Source organism: Paenibacillus sp. YIM B09110 (assembly GCF_037167145.1).
GTDB lineage: Bacteria > Bacillota > Bacilli > Paenibacillales > Paenibacillaceae > Pristimantibacillus.
This window is the reverse complement of record NZ_JBANSP010000017.1, coordinates 33,556-53,616: the sequence shown is the minus strand read 5'-3', so window position 1 is coordinate 53,616 and position 20,061 is coordinate 33,556. Positions and strand designations below refer to the sequence as shown.

The 20,061-nt window shown below is 51.3% G+C and carries 14 protein-coding genes; 1 reads left to right on the top strand and 13 read right to left on the bottom strand.

Going from position 1 to position 20,061, the window contains the following annotated elements:
- Positions 1-80 precede the first annotated feature (80 nt).
- Positions 81-1,787 (top strand): RICIN domain-containing protein, encoded by a 1,707-nt coding sequence (locus V8F51_RS21965; RefSeq protein ID WP_337102652.1) that lies wholly within the window; start codon positions 81-83, stop codon positions 1,785-1,787.
- Positions 1,788-1,879: 92 nt separating this feature from the next.
- Here V8F51_RS21965 and V8F51_RS21960 read toward each other — a convergent pair whose 3' ends face one another.
- The 13 genes from V8F51_RS21960 to V8F51_RS21900 all read right to left on the bottom strand — a co-directional run bounded on the left by V8F51_RS21960 (position 1,880) and on the right by V8F51_RS21900 (position 19,993).
- Positions 1,880-2,776 (bottom strand): glycoside hydrolase family 43 protein, encoded by an 897-nt coding sequence (locus V8F51_RS21960; RefSeq protein ID WP_337102651.1) that lies wholly within the window; start codon positions 2,774-2,776, stop codon positions 1,880-1,882.
- Between the two features lie 20 nt (positions 2,777-2,796).
- On the bottom strand, positions 2,797-4,452 hold the full coding sequence (locus V8F51_RS21955) for an MGH1-like glycoside hydrolase domain-containing protein (RefSeq protein ID WP_337102650.1): 1,656 nt from the start codon (positions 4,450-4,452) through the stop codon (positions 2,797-2,799).
- A gap of 66 nt (positions 4,453-4,518) precedes the next feature.
- The gene (locus tag V8F51_RS21950) at positions 4,519-5,865 is read right to left on the bottom strand and encodes an ABC transporter substrate-binding protein (protein ID WP_337102649.1); all 1,347 of its coding nucleotides are present in this window, start codon (positions 5,863-5,865) and stop codon (positions 4,519-4,521) included.
- A gap of 133 nt (positions 5,866-5,998) precedes the next feature.
- On the bottom strand, positions 5,999-6,832 hold the full coding sequence (locus V8F51_RS21945) for a carbohydrate ABC transporter permease (RefSeq protein WP_337102648.1): 834 nt from the start codon (positions 6,830-6,832) through the stop codon (positions 5,999-6,001).
- Positions 6,833-6,837: 5 nt separating this feature from the next.
- The gene (locus V8F51_RS21940; RefSeq protein ID WP_337102647.1) at positions 6,838-7,752 is read right to left on the bottom strand and encodes a carbohydrate ABC transporter permease; all 915 of its coding nucleotides are present in this window, start codon (positions 7,750-7,752) and stop codon (positions 6,838-6,840) included.
- A gap of 61 nt (positions 7,753-7,813) precedes the next feature.
- Positions 7,814-9,424, bottom strand: a complete 1,611-nt coding sequence (locus V8F51_RS21935; protein WP_337102646.1) for a response regulator transcription factor — start codon at positions 9,422-9,424, stop codon at positions 7,814-7,816.
- Positions 9,409-11,268 carry a cache domain-containing sensor histidine kinase gene (locus tag V8F51_RS21930; RefSeq protein WP_337102645.1) on the bottom strand — a complete coding sequence of 620 codons (1,860 nt, stop codon included), beginning with the start codon at positions 11,266-11,268 and terminating at the stop codon, positions 9,409-9,411. The genes V8F51_RS21935 and V8F51_RS21930 overlap by 16 nt, the downstream gene beginning before the upstream one ends.
- A 175-nt stretch (positions 11,269-11,443) precedes the next feature.
- The gene (locus V8F51_RS21925) at positions 11,444-13,552 is read right to left on the bottom strand and encodes a glycoside hydrolase family 36 protein (RefSeq protein ID WP_337102644.1); all 2,109 of its coding nucleotides are present in this window, start codon (positions 13,550-13,552) and stop codon (positions 11,444-11,446) included.
- 6 nt (positions 13,553-13,558) lie between these two features.
- Positions 13,559-14,398 (bottom strand): carbohydrate ABC transporter permease, encoded by an 840-nt coding sequence (locus V8F51_RS21920; protein ID WP_337102643.1) that lies wholly within the window; start codon positions 14,396-14,398, stop codon positions 13,559-13,561.
- 34 nt (positions 14,399-14,432) lie between these two features.
- Entirely contained in the window at positions 14,433-15,191 is a 759-nt protein-coding gene (locus V8F51_RS21915) for a carbohydrate ABC transporter permease (protein WP_337102642.1), read from the bottom strand.
- Positions 15,192-15,207: 16 nt separating this feature from the next.
- Positions 15,208-16,551, bottom strand: a complete 1,344-nt coding sequence (locus V8F51_RS21910) for an ABC transporter substrate-binding protein (protein WP_337102641.1) — start codon at positions 16,549-16,551, stop codon at positions 15,208-15,210.
- A gap of 99 nt (positions 16,552-16,650) precedes the next feature.
- Positions 16,651-18,270 carry a response regulator transcription factor gene (locus V8F51_RS21905; protein ID WP_337102640.1) on the bottom strand — a complete coding sequence of 540 codons (1,620 nt, stop codon included), beginning with the start codon at positions 18,268-18,270 and terminating at the stop codon, positions 16,651-16,653.
- The gene (locus V8F51_RS21900) at positions 18,245-19,993 is read right to left on the bottom strand and encodes a cache domain-containing sensor histidine kinase (protein WP_337102639.1); all 1,749 of its coding nucleotides are present in this window, start codon (positions 19,991-19,993) and stop codon (positions 18,245-18,247) included. The genes V8F51_RS21905 and V8F51_RS21900 overlap by 26 nt, the downstream gene beginning before the upstream one ends.
- Positions 19,994-20,061 lie beyond the last annotated feature (68 nt).

Here is a 20,061-nt window from a genome sequence, read left to right as displayed (position 1 = left end):
CCATCTCTCTATTCGCTTCGCCCCTGCCGTTGTACTACCATGAATTTACATATACCATTCAAAAAAGGAGATGAGTATTAATGATCAAGAAGAAAGTCAGCTTAGCAGTAAAGCTTCTGTTGCTTATGGCGCTAGTGATATCGCCGATGCTGCTGAGCGGCAAGAAAGCAGAAGCGTGGGTCGGCATGCCGATGTCCAAGCTCCATGTAAGCGGCAACCAATTGGTGAACAGCAGCGGACTGCCCGTGCTGCTGAGCGGGTGGCATCAACCCTCGGGCGCTTACTGGACGTACCAAAACAGCAACTACTATCTGAATCAGAATGGCGGGAACCGGCATGCGGCCATCTTGGCTTACTTGAAGGATATTACCGATACCTTTACGAGCACCTCGGCCAAATACGGCAACAACCATGGATGGTATATGAACCAGGTGCGTTTATTCATTGACCGGGAAGACATGGGCGACGTTGCGGCGGGCACATACAATTTTGCCGGACTGCAGGCCGTTACTCAGAACGTGATCATTCCATATATCAACTACGCTAAGACCAAGGGGCTGTACGTCACGCTCGGCCTTGATTTCACATTAAGCAACAATCAAGCAACAACGCCGGACAATCTGGCCAAGTTCAATCAGATTTGGGGTTACCTCGCTGATCAGCCGGGCATCAAGAGCGCGGATAACGTGATGTTCGAGCTCGTTAACGAGCCGGTGCTATCCGATGTTAACGGGGTATGGGGGGGGCATCCTTCCCAATCCAACTTCGCAGCATACTGGAACTCGCTCAAAAATTTCCAAAATTCCATGATCTCCACGATTCGCGGCAAAGGTGCGGATAACGTCATATGGGCGTCCGGACTTGGTTGGGATCAATACTATCAACTGTGCGCGGCGTATCCGCTGACGGATCCGCTGAACAATGTCGGTTATTCAGTCCATTGGTACCCGGGCTACGGCGCCAATGACAATTACACGACTTTGCAGCAGCAATGGGACACCAATATCAAGCCATGCGCCGATAATTATCCAATCAATATTACGGAGACAACCTGGTTCAAGACCCAGCCGGGAGACTCCTCTTATTGGGATCTGTTCAACGGCTCGAATGCGGGCTTCGGCAAAAACACCAAAGCGATCTTCACGGCCGCGGGCAATGTGAGCATTGCCGTCCATATGAACGGATTTTTGCTGGATCCCGGCACGCGAAGCTCGTTCGCAGACCCGACAGGCGGTTTGATGTATGATGGCAATACGGCCAGGGACGGCATGGCCCGCTTTATTTTCGAATGGTACTATGAGCGCGCGCAGTTTAATCCTTGGAATGGCATATGGAACGGAGTCACGAACGGTGCCACCTATAAACTCGTCAACCGTGCTTCGGGCAAAATACTCGAGGTTCCGGGCGGGCAGAACACGAACGCGCTGCAGCTTCAACAATGGACGGACAACAATGCGAACGCGCAGCGCTGGGTCGTTACGGATCAAGGCACCTACAATAACTATTACGAATTGCGAAGCGTTAGTTCCTCCGATAACAAGGTCATGGATGTTCGTAACGGAACGAAAAACAACGGGGAAGCGATTCAGCTTATGCAGGATCTCTCCAATACCGCGCAGCAGTTCCGATTGATCAAAATGAGCAACGGCTACTGGAGCATTTTGAACGTAAATAGCAACAAAGCGGTCGAGGTTGTCGGATCCTCCACGGCCGATGGAGCGAAGATTCAGCAAAATCTGTACCGCGGCGATCTCAATCAGCAATGGCAGCTGGTACAAATTAATTAACTAGAGATAGCGAGTGAACTGGGCTGTCTCTGTATTGCCATTAAGCGCAGAAAAACCGCAATTCGTCATGAATTGCGGTTTTCTTGCACCTATTAATCGGTATCCTTTACGCTCACAACGCCATCTCGCTCGAGAAGCTCCAGGAAGATCGGCCGCTCGGCCGGTGTCCGGTTCGGCGCGTGTATCGTCAGCATTTGACGGCCATCAAAGGTCTGGAACACCATCCCGTGTCCGCCGTCGTTCTTGAACAACGGTTCCGTCTGCTGCACCCACGGTCCCGCCACGTGGCACGTTTCCGACCGCGCCACGCCCAAGGCGTACTGGTTGTCGATAAAGCTTGCCCACAGCATATAGAGATGACCTCCCCCGCCTCTGAAGAGATAAGGGCCGTCCGTCACATAATTGGCTGTATCCGGGTAACGCGGCGATACGTAAGGCGTTGCCCACGGCGCCTCCGAGGCGCGAAACAGAACCGTTGGCTCCGACGCCGCGCGTCTAAGATCGCTGTCCAATCGTATCGCGCAAACCTCGCCGTCGCCCACCTGCTGCCATTCATGGCAGAAGACCATCCACGGCACGCCGTCTTCATCCACGAACAAGCTTCCGTCGAGCGAGCTCCAGCCAGAGGGGGTGAGAGGCCCATCGCTATGGGGAATAAACGGCCCGAGCGGCTGATCGGCAGCAAGCACCGCGGTGCCAAGCAGAGCGTTGTCCCTTCTGCGGAACGTGGCGAACATATAATACCGCCCGCCGTAAGCGTACACTTCCGGCGCCCAAAAGTTCGTATCCGAGAAGAATCCCTCTTCGGGACGGAATACCGGATGAGGCCCGTCCCAAGAAACCAAATCCTCGCTCACATAGGCATCGAAGCCCGTTCCCGCGCCCCATATATTTTTGTCCGTGCTTCCGAACAGATAGTATTTGCCATCAACCGGCATCGGCAGCACGAATGGATCGCGTATTTGAATATCCTTGCTTTCCAGCGACATCTGAAGCACCCCTTTGCATCTTATCTGTAAGTAGGCGGAACGATGCCGATTCCAGGCTCTTCCGCCCTGAAACGACTCTCCGCGAGAGCGACTTGCTCATTGCCGGAAACGCTGAACGGAATCTCCGAGCCCCTCCATTCGATCATCCCTTCGACCTTCCTCGGAGTCATGCCGATTAGACCAAGCAGATTGCCGCTTTGATCGGTAATGACGCGTATACCGCTCGGGAATGCGATCCAACGCTCGCCGTTTCGGTAGATAACCGATTCGCCCTCCCCGTTAAGCAGCTCGAATACGTTCTCCGCCACCGTTCGGCTGTAGGCGGTATCACCTGTCGGCTCTTCGCCATGATCCATCGCATAGGGACGAAGACCCGTGAACCACAGCTCGCCTGTGGGGCGTGGCATGATGCCGCATAGCCGCTCCACATAATCAAGCACGCATAGAATCGAAGGCGAATACGCTTCGGTGAAGCCTTCTTCCCCCGTCCACGGACTAACGGCTTGCGCGAAACGGGTAAACCCGGTTGCGGCTGACAAGATCGACTGCAGCACCCAGGTCAGCTCGACGTGGCGGCCGTGATGTTCGAATGCATGCGGCGCGCGAATCAGGCTTAGGAAATTGGACGGCCCCGCCCAGCTGTTATAGCTGGAGAAAGGATCGAACCGCGGATCGTCCATCGCCAGCGACGTAAACGGGTATTTAGCAAAAAATTTGCGCGTATTGAGCAAATAACGGCGCAGCATGGAGTCAAAAAACGGACGATCGCCGACCTCGCATGCCATAACTCGCAGAAGCACATCGGACTGCACGCGCACGAACTGTCCATTTTGGTCTCTATCGTAGAAGAAATGGTCCGTTTCATCGAAGCAATACCGGTACAAGCTATCCAGCGATTGATTCGCCTTCGCTCTCCATTCATCGCCCGATTCCCCCAGCTCCTCGGCCATCCGCGCCAAATACAGCCTTTGGCAGTAAACGTTGGCGGTAAGATCGGGAGCTAGAAACGGCAAGATCGGCGAATCCGGATTGACCCGCGTCGCATCGCCGAGATGCGGCGTGTCCGGCACATGCCAGAACCTGGGCGACAGATCATGTCCGGTATCGAAGGCGCTGAACGCCTCCACGCAGCCGGTGCCGAACGTATCGCGATATTTCACAAGCCATTCGTCATATCGGGTCATTGCCGCATACATCGTCTTCAGAAATGATTGATCGCGGCCTTGCAAGCAATAGTGGTTCCAGACAGACCTGGCAAGAGGCGTGACGAGCTGGATTTGCCTATAGGACGGACCATGCTCCGTTATTTTATAAGGGAGCAGCCCATCCTCCCGTTGATGCTTGGCAAATGACAAATACGTCTCCTCGGATACCGACGGGACGAACCGCGACAGCAGCTCGGCGTTAATCGTGCCGGTGCTCTCCAGCCAACAGCCGAGGTAAATGCCGCCTTCGTGCAGGATCGGCTTTTCGCCGCCCGTCGGCACGATGCAGGCAAGCAACGAGCGCATGGCGGCATAATAAACCTGCTCCAGCCGGCCTTGCGAGGACGCGAATTTCACTCCTGCCCGCTTCCACTCCGCCATAACGTTGTCGTCGGATTCCTTGTTCGTCTCACCGATCCGTTCATCGACGGACAGGCTCCTTAATTTGTCCAGCAACATCGATTCACTCATCTTAGATCGTCTCCTTCACGAATGCATGGCGAAACGAGCTGCCGCATGGGCAGCCCGTCTTACCGGTTATTCCTGATTGTTGTTGAAAATTTTCACCGTGCCGTTATAGAACGACTTGACCGCTTCCTCCACGCTCTTGCGGCCGAAACCGATTTCGTACATGGTCGATTCCGCGAGCTTCGAATACTCCGTGTTTCCCGGAGGATTGTAGCTGACCGCAAACGGCTCGGTTTCCGTTGCTTTGGATACGCGACTCGTATAATCGTAGACGATTTTGTCGGCATCGCTGGCCTCACCCTCGAGCAAAGCGCGGTTGGCTGCGGTTACGGGCACGCCGCGGTCGCTGCGGAGAATCTTCGCTACTTCCGGATCATTAATGAAGAAGCTCATCAATTGCGCGACTTCTTTCGGATGCTTAGTCTTCGCATAACCCGACAAGCCTTGGCTGGACTCGAAGACGACGCCGGTGCCTTTGTCGCCGCGCGGCAACTGCACCATGATGAGTTCATCCTGCGTCAAGCTTTGATGGCCCGCGAATTGGTTGGAAGGAATGAGGCTCATCGCGACTTTGCCTGTAATGATCAATGATTTGCTCGTATCCCCTGGCGGATTGGACACTTGCAGCTCGGCCGGAACGACGCCGCCGGCTTTCGAGGTAACATCCCAATACTGGAACCACTTGAGCGCATCCGCCTCTTCGAAGCCTAGCGTGCTATTAGCCATGTCGTACAGCTGCTTGCCGGATTGCTTCAGTCCAATGTCCATGCCGTCGACCGTCAGGTTGTATGTTCCATAGAAGCCGCTGCCGAGTTTATCGGAAATTTGTTTGCTGATTGCCGCATACTCTTCCCAGTTCCAGCCATCCTGCGGAACGGGAATGCCGGCGCGCTCGAACATCGATTTGTTTACTATTACGCCGCGCGCGTTCGCCCCTGCAGAGATATGGACGAGCTTGTCGCTCAGCGTACCGTATTGGACCATCGTCTGATCCATATCCGATAGATCCAGCTCTTGCCCAACGTACGGCGTCAAATCCAGCAGCACGTCCTTAATCGCATAATCCACGACGTTACCGCCGAGGAAGAAAACGTCCGGCGCCGTACCCGAGGCCAGCTGCGTATTCAGCTTGTCGAAGTATCCCGTAGAAGGAGAAAACTCGCCTACGATCTTAATATTCGGATGCTTGTCTTCGAACAGCTTAAGCGCTTGGTTCGTAATGTCCGCCCGCTTCTGGTCCCCCCACCACATGACGCGAAGCTCGACTTGCTCTTCGCCGCCTGTCGAATTTCCTGTCCCGTTGTCCTTCGTATTGCCGGAGTTCGAAGCGCCTGGGCTTCCGGTTCCTCCCGAGCAAGCGGTAAGCACAACCATCATTAAAGCCAATATGCCGATCCATACGCTCTTTCTCTTCATTCTGACCAACCTCCCGATTTTTGTTGAATCCGTTTACATGACTAAGGTTAATCGCAAAGCGTCCATCTTGGAATTTGATTTCTTTAGGTCATCGCTTGTCTTTTTTTCGGGTTGCGTACGATCGATAGCCGATTTATTTCAAACCGGTCGTCGCGATGCCCTCCATGAAGTACCGCTGGAAAATCAAGAAGATCAGCGTAATCGGCACCAGGGACAAGGTTGACATCGCTAGCAGCGCGCCCCAGTCGGATTGGCCGGAAGGATCGAACAATGAACGAATGCCCAGCTGTACCGTGAACAATTTAATGTCGCTCAGATAGATCATTTGGCTGAAGAAATCGTCCCACGACCAAATAAAAGTGAAGATGGCCGCGGAGATTAGCGCCGGCGTAAGCAGCGGCATGATGATCTTGAAGTAGATTTGGCGCTGGCTGCAGCCGTCGATCGTCGCGCTCTCGTCAAGCTCTCTCGGAATGCCGCGTATGAATTGCACCATCATGAGAATGAAGAACGAATCATGCGCCAGCCACTTCGGCAGAACGAGCGGAAAGTACGTATTGATCCAATGCAGCTCGTTATAAATAATGTATTGCGGGATGAGCGTGACATGGTAAGGCAGCATGATCGTAACGAGCATCAGCGCAAACCATACCTTCTGGAACTTAAAGCTCAACCGCCCGAATGCAAACGCCGCGAACGAACATGTGACGACATTGCCAAGGACGCTAAGCACCGAAATCATCCAAGAGTTTACGAAAAAGGTTCCGAAGGAAACGTCCTGCAGCCCTTGCCAGCCTTTGCGGTAATTGTCGAGCGTAAACACCTTCGGCCACAGACCGGTCTGAGTGAATATCATGTCGTTCGGCTTAAAAGAACTGCTGATCAGCCAAAGCACGGGGTAGAGCATGGCAATGCCGAAGAGGATGATCAGCACGTGTTTCGAGAGTCCTATTGCTTTCATCTGCATCTGCTTCATCTCCCATCCTTGCTATCGCCATAGAATACCCAAAATTTGGACGTCATAAATACGATCGCCGTGAAGCCCCCTACGATAAGCACCATGATCCAAGCAAGCGCGGAAGCATAGCCCATCTCGAAGAACGAGAAGCCTTTCATGTACAGATATAGCGTATAGAACATCGTCGCGTCGAGCGGTCCGCCGCGTCCGTCTCCGATCACGAAAGCCGGCGTGAACGCCTGGAACGAATTGATGATGCTCATGACCAGGTTGAAGAAAATGACCGGCGTCAGCATCGGCAGCGTAATGCGGAAGAAGCTTCGCGCTTTGCCTGCGCCGTCTACCTGAGCAGCCTCGTACAGATCGGCCGGAATTTGCTTCAAGCCGGCTAGAAAAATGACCATCGCCGATCCGAACTGCCATATCGATAATGTAATGATCGTATAGACGATGTAGTCCGGATGCGAAATCCATGAAGGTCCTTCGATGCCGAACCAGCCCAGGAAACGGTTAACCAATCCGCTGCCGTCGAAGATTTGCCTCCAGACGATCGCAATCGCAACGCTGCCGCCAAGCAACGAAGGCACATAATACACGGTGCGGTATATGCCCAGCGCTTTAATGCCTTTGTTAAGCGCCATCGCCACGAGCAGCGCGAACGCGAGCCGGAGCGGCACGGATAGAAACACGTATTTGAAGGTTAGCCACAGGGAGTTCGTGAACGTTTGGTCATCGGTAAAAATCGTCACATAGTTGGACAACCCGACCCACTTCGGTGCGGTCAGCAAATTGTATTTCGTTAGGGACAAATAGAGCGAGCCTAACATGGGACCGAGCGTAAGGCAGAAAAACCCGATCAGCCACGGCAACAAAAATCCGTAAGCGGTCAGGTTATGCTGTTGTGGTTTTATTTTTCGTGTAGCTCGCATGGAAGCGGCCTCCTTTCCTGTTGTACGCCCATTATAGGCGACGGAAGAAGGCCGATGAATGCTATTTATTCGGGATGTCGCTATCGATTTTTACAGATGCCGGTTTTCGCTGCCGGTACTCCGAAGGACTTGTCCCGAACATCCGCTTGAACCTGGAACTGAAGTAGCTGGCATTGGAGAAACCCGTCAGCTCCGCAATATCCCACAACCCAAGGGCGGTATCCTCCAGCAGGCGAACGGCGTGCGTCATGCGCGTTTCGTTCAAATACTGGATAAACGTCTTCCCTACTTTATTTTTGAACATTTCCGAGAAATAAGACGGGTTGTAGTTGAACTTCTCCGCAATCATCGTCAAATTCAGGTCGTACATATAGTTTTCTTCGATAAAATGGCACGCAGCCTCGATGAATCTGGTTTCCTCGCCCCCCGATTCATCTGCCGATAGCCGAATGACTTTGTCAGCAATCCGGCTAAGGAAACGAAGCGCCTTTTCCGGCGTGTCCAAGCTTAGCACCATGTCGGGTCTTAGCCATAACTGCTCGTCCGCTTCGAGGGAGAGCCCCGCTTCGCCTGCGATCGGTTCGAGCATGAGATACAGCTGGAATACCGTCTTCACAAAGGCCGGCTGCGAGGAACGGAAAGCTTCCTCAAGCTCTCGTCCGACCTCCCGCTTGAACGTCTCCAGCTCTCCGCGGACCACGTGTCTCTCTAAGAGCTTCATGGTATTCTCCGATAGAAAGCTTTGGCCGGATGCCGTCTTGGTGTCCTGCTGTTTGAACGTATCGGGCATATTCCAAGCTGCGAGAGCAGACAAAAACCCGCTCTTCCAGCTCTCGAAGCCCGTCACGGGCTGGCCCTCGCCCAGCTTGATTTCAAAATCCATAAACGCCGCAACGTTATCCCGAAGCGCCATTGAGATGGAATTTAACACCCCATCCTCGGCCGAAACGGCAAAAAACATGAAGCCGGGGTACATGGCATCCCGAAAGGCGTGAACACGGCCTTCGAACTGGTCGGCGATCTCGCGGCACAAAATATCAAAAGGCAAACGAAACTTGTCGGGCGTACGCGCCGGTTCGCCATCCGTTGCCAGCTTAGGCCGCAAGCCTGCCGCCATGAACCGCACCTCGCGCGTATGCCACGAATCGAGCTCGAATAATCGCGAGCGATGCCGCATGAAGCTGTCCAGCTCCGGCTGTTCTTTGACGAGCTGTACGATGTAATGCTCCTTCATTTCTTTGTAATATTGCGACAAGCGCCAACGAATGACCGATTCCTGATCCTGGCTGCGCCGTTCGTTATCGAGCTCCTGCTTTACTTTCGTAACGGCGCCGGCAAGCTCGTCCCTTGCCACCGGCTTCAACAAATAATCGCGTGCATGGTTGCGTACTGCCGACTTTGCATAGTGGAAGTCCTCATAGCCGGTAATAACAATCGTACGTAGAGTTGGATATTGTTCGCGGCACGCATCTAGAAAGGCCATTCCGTCCATGGCAGGCATATTCATGTCGGTCAGTACTACATCAATCGCTTCATGCGCCAAAAAATCGAGTGCCTCCTTCCCGTTCGATGCCTCTCCCGCTATATGAAATCCAAGGCTTGGCCAATCAATTTTAAGCCGCAAACCTAGGCGAATCTCCAGTTCATCGTCTACGATCAACACTTTATACATGACGAAAGTTCCTCCTGTTCGGGCAAGATAAGTTCGATCGTCGTGCCGAGTCCGCCTTGTCCGGCTTCGATCTGCACGTCAAAGAGTTTGCCGTAATAGAGTCGGCAGCGGGCAAGGACATTGCCGAGTCCAACCTGTCCACCATTATTATTTAGGATGTAATCGAGCTGGGCGTTACCTGATTGCTCGACCAGCTTGCGTCGAAGCGGCTCCGGCATACCCGGCCCCCTGTCTGATATGGTGAGATGAACGCGACCTTGTCTGCGTCTCACTCCGATACGCACATGACCTTCGGTTCCGCTTGCAAAGCTGTATTTTACCGCATTTTCAATAAGCGGCTGCAGAATGAACTTAATGATGACCAATCCGCCGACATCCTCCTCGTCGATCTCGATGTTCAGTTTATCTCCGAAACGGATATGCAAAATGGATACGTAATAGCGAACATACTTGAGCTCTTCGTCCAGCCGTATCAAATCCTCGTTGATCCGGAGCGAGAAGCGCATCATTTTGCCAAGCGACTCGATAACCTCCACCGTATCGTCGGTTCGCTTCTGAATGGCAAGGCTGCTCATGAGCTCCAGCGTATTGAACAGAAAATGCGGATTGATCTGCATGAGCAATGTTTTGTATTCCGCTTGCTGACGCAGCAGCTTCAGCTCGAATTCGTCTTTGATATGGCGCCTCAGCCTGACGACCATCTGCCTGAACGTCGAGCTGGCATAATCAATCTCGTTCCGAATGAACTTCGCCGGAGGCACGCGGCTTTCGGCGACTTCGAAGTCGCCGCGCTCCACGTAGCGCATGGCGGTAATGAGCCTGGAAAGCGGTTTCGTAATTCCGTGCGACAGCCATGTGGCAAGCAAGATCGAGAGAACGATCAGCACTAACGCAAGAATGAAGATCGTATTGCGAAGCTTCATTAGCGGCGCATAGAGATCCTTCTCGGATACGAATCCGATGAGCATCCAGTTCGTCTTGGCGAGCTTTTTGTAAACGAGAATCTCCTTGGCTCCTTCTTCGCTCTTCACGTACACGACGCCTTGTTTGCCGGTTCCCGTCCGGATGGCATCCACGGCTTTCTTCATATTCGCATGCGCCACATACTCCGACTGGCTCAGCATCGGCTGTCCGTCTTGATCGAGCAAATAAATGCTGCCGCCCGTACCCAGATGGATTCTCTCCAGCGGATCGAGAAAGTAATCGGCCGTTACGTTCACTTTCATGATGCTTTTCGCGTTACCGGGCTCGAACGAGCCGATCGGCATCAGCATGCCGATAACCGGATTCGGGTTATTGTTGCGCAGCTCGGCGGCATCCTGCCCGGCAGGCACCCAATATTCGTAGTCATGAATGAAATCTTGATACCAAGGCTTGTCCACGAGCGTTTGATCGAAGACGACCTGATTGCCGCTGCTCACCCACATCCCTTCGCGGCGGTATACCGTAACCGAAGAAACGCTGCTATAACTGTTGGTTGTTTGCGTCAGAAATTGGCTCATGCGGTAATGGGCGGAATTTTTTTCCCCGGAGCTGGCATCCGGATCAGAGATCAAGGCATCCCAGTTCTTGGTCGTGTCGCTATTGAAAACGATGGATGCAAGGTCGTATACCTGTGTCTGAACCATGCTGATATAAGAGCCGTATTCATCCATTTTCTCAAGAGCGGACGATTCGATATGGTCGCGGATCATCGACCGCGATTGGTTGAAGATAAGGATGGACATCGTACAGAAAGCGAGTACAAACAGCAGCACAAAGATTGCGATCAAGCGGTTGCGAAGCGAATAAAACACCGTTTTCCCCCTCTCCATCCGGCAGGCATCGGCAGCAAGACCGGACATAACGCATTGTGACCCCCATTATATAGACAACCGGCCATTGTTCCAAGTGGCAGTATTCATTTAGAGGGGGATTCATATGCAGCCGACAATGAAAAAACGCAAGCCACGAGGCCTGCGTTACCATACATTATTTGCAAAACTATGAGAAGATGCAATCAAATTGGAATACACCTCGTCATACTAATTGACGAGATTTCAACTCAAAGATTCTTGCCGAATAACGGGCCGGCAGACTAACGCTGAGCGAACCGTTGGCGCGATTCCAAATATATTGACAATCCGCTTCGGCCGGATACAGCTGCTGAACGTTCATACCGAGTCCTAGCCAGTTAGGCATGGATATCGATTTCTCGCGATCGGCGCTACCCATTCTCCACACTGCCAAATAAATCGTATCCCCATCATGAATGCCGTAACTGAGCCATTCATCATCCAGCGCCGGCATGCCGAGCGGCCAGATGGGCAAGCCTGCCTTAATATGCACCCTAATTTCCTTGTAGCACTGAATGCCTTCCTTAACGAGAGCAAGCCGATCCTCGCTTATCTCAGCCAAATGTCCGCTTTGGTGAATTCGCAGCAGCATGCTGTTCACCATATTCATAATGACTTCTTCCTTATCGCCGGCACGCAGCGGATAGGACCATACCGCCGCTTGCTCCGGTGTTACAACCGAGGCGCTAGCCGCAGCGATGGCTGCATTTTTGCGATAATCGGTCTGATCGCTTGTCGATTGTATGCTATGCCTGCTAAGCAGCGCATAATCCATTCGCATACCGCCGCTGCCGCAATTTTCGATGACGAGCTGCGGGAATCTCTCGAACACGTCATCCAACCAGTTCAAGTACGCAAGGTTATGCTGCAATAGTCCGTCGCCGAAGCTGTCGGCAGCCGTCTCCGTTCCGATCCCTGCATTAATATTGTAGTCCATCTTGATATAACCAACGCCATATTCACGTACAAGTCGATCGACGACCTCGTTCGCATGGCTGATTACTTCGGGATTGCGGAAGTCTAGCTGATATCGGGAATGATCGATGACGCGTTTGCCATGCCGCATGAAGAACCAATCATCGGGCACTTTGTTCGCCAGCGGACTGTTGACGCCCATCACTTCGATCTCCAGCCAAAGGCCCGGCACCATCCCTTTGTCTCTAATATAATCGATCACTTCCTTCAAGCCGCCGGGAAACCGTCGTTCTGACGGCTTCCACTCGCCTACGCCATCCCACCAATAACCATCCGAATACCAGCCGCAATCGATGCAATAATATTCGCAGCCTGTTTCGGCAGCGGCGTCAATCAGAGGCATTAGCGCTTCTGTCGTCGGTTCGCCGAACAAGCAGTTCATATAGTCGTTAAATATAACAGGTAAATTTTCATTGTCTTCAGATGGTCTGCGAATCATTCTGCGATATTGCGTCATCGCCGCGATGGCCGCTTGCAAGCTGCCATCCACAACACCTACACTTACCGGCACGCTTCTGAACCGCTTGCCCGGATGCAGATTTTGAAACCAATGATGTTCATCCTCGCTAGGACCGCTCGCTTGCATATACAGCATGTTCGACATATCGCTTAGCTCCCACTGCCAAGAGCCGTTATGCTCGATTTGCCATACGAGACCCCGCCCGGTTTCCGTATTCTCAAGAAAGGCCATAGGTACATACTGCGAAGATGACCATGTGCCTGTACTCGAGTATGACAGCCGCTTCATGGAGAACTCGTTAACGTCATGCAGACCTAGCTCAGACAAGCGGTATGCCCGCCACTGCGCTTCTCCATACCACGTATTATGGGGAATATGAAGCATCAGCTTCTGATTGCGATGCTTCAAGCCGCCGCGATCAATGCCGGTCAAGGCGAAGGACGACACATATTCCATCCCTGCCGTCCCCGCGCCCTCGTTCAAGATTTCCGTCCAGCTGCGAATGACTGGAATCCCGTCATACAGCTGCAAATAGCTGGTTACGCGAACCTCGGTTACGAAGTCCTTCTGATGCACGGCGATGAGCTTGCCCTTCTCGTTCCTTGTTTCCTCCAGCCGCTCGAAGGACAACCGTTTCCCCGGCATCGTTCCCGTATGCTTGGAGCCATGATGATCGTCATGGTTCTCGCCGCTGAAATGCACCTCAACCAGCCTGCATTTGCTCCTTCGCTTCTCGTCCCATAGCTCGGGATGATCATCCGGCTCTTGTCCAAGATGCAGCAATCTGACATCTCCGTCAGCAGTCGTTTCGATTAGAATAACGAGGCCGTTTTCTCGAATGCAATGAAATGGTGACATCGTTCCCTATCCTTTCACTGCGCCAGCCGTCATTCCTTCAATGAGGAAGCGCTGCAAAAATACGAATATGATGACCACCGGGAGCACGCTTAATACGGATGCCGCCATCATGCTGCCCCAATCCGTCTGATACAATCCTTTGAATAAACTGATCCCAGGCGTCAGAGTGCGATGTGCCTCGTCATTAATGAACACAAAACCGAACATAAACTCGTTCCATGAATTCAAGAAGGCAAACAGCGAAGTAGCGACCAAACTTGGCAATGATACGGGAAGCAGAATTCTGAAAATAATGCCGATCCGCGAGCATCCGTCGATCTCCGCGGATTCCTCCATTTCATAAGGAATCGTATCGAAGAAACCTTTCATCATGAAGGTGCACAGCGGAACCGTAAACGTCGTATAAGCTAATATAAGCGACCAATACGAATCAATAAGATGCAAGTTTTTCATCACGAGATAAAGCGGAATGAGCAGCAGCACGCCGGGAATCATCTGCGACAGCAGCATGGCGACGCTGAATGCTTTAACCCCTTTAAATCGGATAAAGCGGCTTAACGCGTAACCGGCGAATATGGAGATCATTAATGATGCGGCTGTCGTTACGACTGCGATAAACACGCTATTTTTAAAGAAGGTTATGAAGGCCGATCCGTTCAATACATTATCAAAATGCTTCAACGTAGGCTTGGAAATAAAGAAGCTCGGATTCAACGTTCTTATTTCAGTATCCGGCTTCAAGGATGTTACAAACATCCATAGGAAAGGAAACAAGCAATAAAATGCAAAACCTAATAGAACGACATAGGTTATCACGGTCATTAATCGTTGTTTTCGACGGCTCATTAACATCGTTGCTATCACTCCCATCCGGACCTGACTATGTCCGATTTCTCCTTTGGCTGAACATATAATATAGAATGAACCCGCTGATCATAAATCCGAGCATCATAGACGCCAACGCGGAAGCATTTCCGAAATTGTAGGATTCCATCGCATAACGGTAGATCATGATAGGCAGCGTCTCTGAAGCATACAGCGGTCCGCCCTCCGTCATCACCCAAATGAAATCGAAGTTGACTGCCGTCCAAATCACATGAATGAACACGATGGTAATCGATACGGTCTTCAGCTGAGGCATGACGATTCGGAAAAACCGGGTACGCACGCCTGCACCGTCAATCGCAGCAGCCTCAAGCATATCGCGCGAAACCGATTGAAGACCTGCCAGCAAGCTGATGGTGAAGAACGGGAAGCTTCTCCATACGTTAACAAAAACAACGGTCAGTAATGCGGTATCAAGTTCGCCGAGCCAATAATACGGCTGGTCAATGATGCCGAGCTTCGTCAACCACAAATTAATAATGCCGTAATCCGGCGTCAGCATCCAAGTCCAAGTCATTCCGGCGATAACAATGGGAACGACCCAAGGAATAATTATGATCGCTCTGAATAGAGCTCTTCCCTTCACCTGCTGGTTCAGCGCCACAGCCGATATAAGCCCCATCGCATATTCGCCCGCGACCGAGAGCACGGTCCACACAACGGTATTCCACAGCGCCTTCAAGAAATATTCGTTATGAACGACTTCCTTGAAATTGCTTAAGCCTGAAAACCCGCTTAACGTTTTATTCAGCAAGTTTTTAAAATGAATGCTATCCCACAACACCGTTAATAACGGATAGGCATTCAGCAGAACAAAAAACAAAACAGCAGGAAGGATAAACCAATAAGCTGCCTTCCTCAATTTTCTCTCTCGCAGCCATCGCTTTCGTAATACCGCCAAGCGATACGGTCGGGAATACGACCCCTTGATCGGCAAGCGCCATAAAGTCTTTGCCCCAGCCAGAGTCACTGACAACGTCGCTGCGCGGTGCCTTCGACGGGTTAACCGTTGCTTGGTAATCCGCGCTCATCAGGAATTGAGCAAATTCCCAAGTTGCATCTAGATGATCGGAATTGTACACGTAGAGCGGCGCGATTTCCATGAATGTCGCTGGCGTGTTCTTGTATGGCGGCGCAGCTACCTTCACGTCTTTCATGCCTTCTGGATTTTCAGTGCTGCGGCCTTCGATCCATGGACCGTTTACGACCATCGCGTATTGACCGAGAACGAAGTTTTGATCCTCTTCTTCCCAACCCCATGTTTTGGCATCGGCCGTGATCGTCTTATTCGCTTGAAGATCTTGATAGAACTTGAACACTTCAGCGGCTTTAGCCAGCTCATCCGCATTGTCCAGCCACGTATTTTTGAATTTGCCGTCATCCATTTTCTTCGCTAGCTGAACGTCGTTTTGCGCAAGATACATAATCAGCTCTTGCGGCGAGCGCACGCCTGCACCTGCAATGCCGTAGGCTTCTTTACCTGTCTTTTCTTTCACGACCGAGCCCATAGCCAGCAGCTCATCCCATGTCTTAGGAGGCGCGTCGTAGCCCGCGTCTTTGAGCAGTTGCTCATGATATAGAAGCGCGCGAATGCCCAAGTAGTTAGGAAGAGCCATTACTTTGCCGTTTACTTTAAGCGCATCCCACACATTATCGTACACTTTGCCTTTGTCCGCCCATTGATCAACGTAAGGCGTCAGGTCCGCCAAAGCGCCGAAGTTGTTGAATTCGCCGAACCATTCGGCAAGTCCCCAGCTAATATCCGGCGCATCGCCGGCATTGATGGAGGCAACCAGCTTATCATGCAGGATGTCATACGTAATGACTTGAAGGTCAACGGTGATATTATCGTGAGAATCGTCGAACTCCTTCACTTTCGACTGAATCGCTTTTCCCTCATCCGTGCTCGGGTCTAGCGCCGCCCAAAACTTCAGATTCACTTTCTCCCCCGCAGGCTTCTCGGTCGCCGCGCTTTCATTGCCGCCTGTATTGGCTGCATCCGCACCGTTATTGCCGTTGCCGCCGTTATTGCCCTCATTGCCTCCGCAAGCCGAAACCAATAAAGCGAATACCATCGAAACCATCATAATAGCGATACTCTTGTTAGCTTTCATGCATGGATCCCCTCTCGTTTGTTGTTCCTTACATGTATCATTCTAGCCTGTGGGCATCACGGATCCTATGCGACAATCTTCGCAGCAATGTTGAATATATTAGGATAGCTGGGACTGCCTATATTGCGAAGGCTGCTGTCCAACGATCTTTTTGAACACTTGGCTGAAGTATCGTTGATCCAAGTAACCGACCTGCTCGGCGATCTCGTAGGTTTTCAGCCCCGTCTCTCTCAGAAGGCGCTTAGCATGCGTAATGCGTATGTCGGTTACGAACTCCATGAAGCTTTTATTCGTCGATTGTTTAAAGAGCGTGCAGAAGTAGTTTTTGTTCAGGAAAAACTGCTGCGAAATATCGTCTAACGTTACGATTTTATAATTTTCCTCGATATAATGGCATATGACCTCAATCAGCGGCTTACCGTTTTTCATGCGCGCATCTTTGGCGGATAACGCCAACAGACGCTCGAATATTTTCGCCAATAGCTCCTTCACCTGCATCACATTCATTTCCTGCAGCTTGCTTCTGCCTTCGCTTACCCACACCAAAACTTGCTCATCCCTGCACTTGGTCTCGATTTTCTCCAACAGGTCGGACGCCGATTTTTTTAACTCGATCCCTCTAATGCCAGCCAGCGCTTTGTCCTCGAATGCTTCATTCAGTCTTGCCATCAAGCTCTTCTCGTCACGCAAAATGCCAGTTTCCAGCTGTGTATTGACGAGCAAAGCCATATGTCTCCACAGATCCAAATAGTTTTTGGCATACGCCGCTCCTTGGTCTCCCGCTTGAGCGGTGCCGTAGCAAACGATTGGCTCAAGATCATCCAAAGCCATCGAGTCAAGCGCATGGGAAGCTTCCCGATATGCGGCCGACAGCTTGGACAGTCGCGTTTTGTGCATGCTGACCCCTATCTTGGCTTCCACTTGAACATACGTCCGCAGCGATTGGATCAGCTTTTGGAGCTGAACGGCCAGCCTGTTATCCTGTTTCTCCTGGGAGGAATAGATCAGAACGATTTCGTTCGATTTGGTCAGCTGTCTATAAATAATGAGCTTCGCGGATAGCCCGAACGATTCGCTCAATATATTGCGGATGGCAAAGTGAAAAACCTCTCGATCGCCCTTGTACCTAGCCTGCACTTTCTCGTCTTGATTCAGCAGCCTCAATACGGCTATGTAATAACCCTCCTCGGGCAGCTCAATCTGCAGCTTCTCGGATCGAACGAACAATTCATTCTCGTCGATCTCGCCCGAGCTGACCCCATGCGTGAACAATTCGTCCGTAAGTACGGTTAACCCCGAGCGAAGGACCGCCTTTTGCCGGATTTGCTCGGTCTTGGCAGCCGAATTGATATGAATTTTCTCAACCACCCTATCGAGCACTTGCAGCAGTTCAGCCTCTTGCACCGGCTTTAATACGTAATCGAAGGCGCCATGAAGAAACGCCGAACGGGAATAATCGAAATCGCCGTAACCGCTTAACACAATAACTTCCGCTGTATTGCCGGTTCGCCTCAGCCATTCCATGAATTGGAGGCCGTCCATAATCGGCATTCGAATGTCCGTTATTATCAATTGGGGATGATGCGCATTCACAAGCTGTATCGCCTCATTGCCGTTCAAAGCATGACCTACAATCGTCCATCCGAGCTGCTCCCAAGGAATGATCGCCTTGAGGTGATCATTCACGGCAGATTCATCGTCCACTATCAATACTCTCATGTTCGTTATTGCCTCCTTTGCGCAGCGGAAGTTCGCATACGATAAGTGTTCCTTTGGCAGCCCGGCTAACGACAGAAACGCCATATGCTTCTCCGCATATTAACCGGATACGCTGATTTACATTGTACAGCCCGATCGAGGTTCTTCTCGTGAGGTCCTGCGCCGAATGGCCCGCGAGCCGATCGCGCACGCCGTCAAGCTCTTCCTCTGTCATTCCAACCCCGTTATCCGCCACGTACAAATACAAGCTGCCGCGCTCCTTGTCCACACGCCCGCCAATCCGAATGAAGCCTTTATGGCTTACGCTCGGGTTAATCCCATGCTCCACGGCGTTCTCCACCAGCGGCTGCAAGATTAGCTTGGGAACGGCGTATTCCCGAATTTCCGGGGTTATCGCCAAGTTGAACGAGATACGGCCTGCAAACCGTTTGCCGATAATAACCAAATAATTGCGAACATGCATCGTTTCTTCCTTGACGGTAACCCATTCGCTAGCCAGCCCCATATTGTACCTGTACATGTTGCTCAAGCTTTGACAGATCAGCTTCAAATCCGGAACACGGTTCATATCCGCAATGCCCGACATCATCTGCAGCGTATTAAATAAGAAATGGGGCGATATTTGCGCTTGAAGAGCCATAATTTGCGATTCCTGATTCATAAGCCTCAGCTTCAAATCATGTTCGATCATTTGCTGAATCGTTTCAGCCATTCGATTAAATTGATTGCCTAGAAACCCGATTTCATCTTGTGAATGAACCTCGACTCTCGCATCGTAATCGCCGATCTGGATCCGGGTCATTTTCCGATGCATATTGACGATAGGTTTCGTGATCCCGAAGCTAAGAAAGAATGAAATCACTAGCGCCAGCACTACAGAGATGCCAACCGCGATAATAGCGAGCGTTCTGTACCATAGCAGCTTCGGATTAATTTCGTACGTGTAATTCAAGGCGAGACCGTTGCTCTCAAGCGGCACAGACATATGGATGACATTGCGATTACCCGCATTGTCGCGGAATTCCGTTCCTGTGAGCGAAGGCAGCGTATGATAGGAAACTCGATTGTTATTTTCGATAATCGAGATTTGTCCCTTGTAAAAGCTGTTGTACCGTTCGACCAACTTGCGGAAGTTCTGCTCCTTCATGTCAATGACAAGCAAGCCCACCGGCTTCCCAAGCGAACGAACGGGAAACAAATATTGAATAATCGGTTCATTATAAACGCTTTCATATCTTAAAATCGTCGTAGGACGATCGTCTTTGGAGCGAGAAATCGCAAGCAGCGACTGAATATAGGGCTGCTCAAGATGCGGATACAGCTTAGGGTAAAAGCTGCCCAACTCCACGCCGTCATTCCGCTGCAGACTCATGCCTATAATGTCCGTTATCCGGGACTGATTGTAAACGCTTAGAAAAAACTCTCTGATATCTTTGACCGTATCATAGGTTCTGCTGTCGGTCAGAAACTCCTCGTCTCTCGCAATACTGCGAATCAGATCTGGATTGGAATAAATTTGGTAAGCGGTTTCATTTAAATTGCGGGCGTACTCGTCGATTGCTTCTTTCAAATCCTCTTCTACCCGCACGCGTGCGAAATCACGATCGTCTTTTATCGTCTGCGACACCTGATATAAGATAATTCCCGACGTAATGGATAAAGGCAAGGCGGTTGAAATCAGCATCGCCAAAAATATTTTCAATTGAATCCGTTTGGATTTCATAACTTCACTTTCCTTCGCTAGAGCATCTCGTTATCCTACTACATTATCTTACTGTGAAAAAGATTACC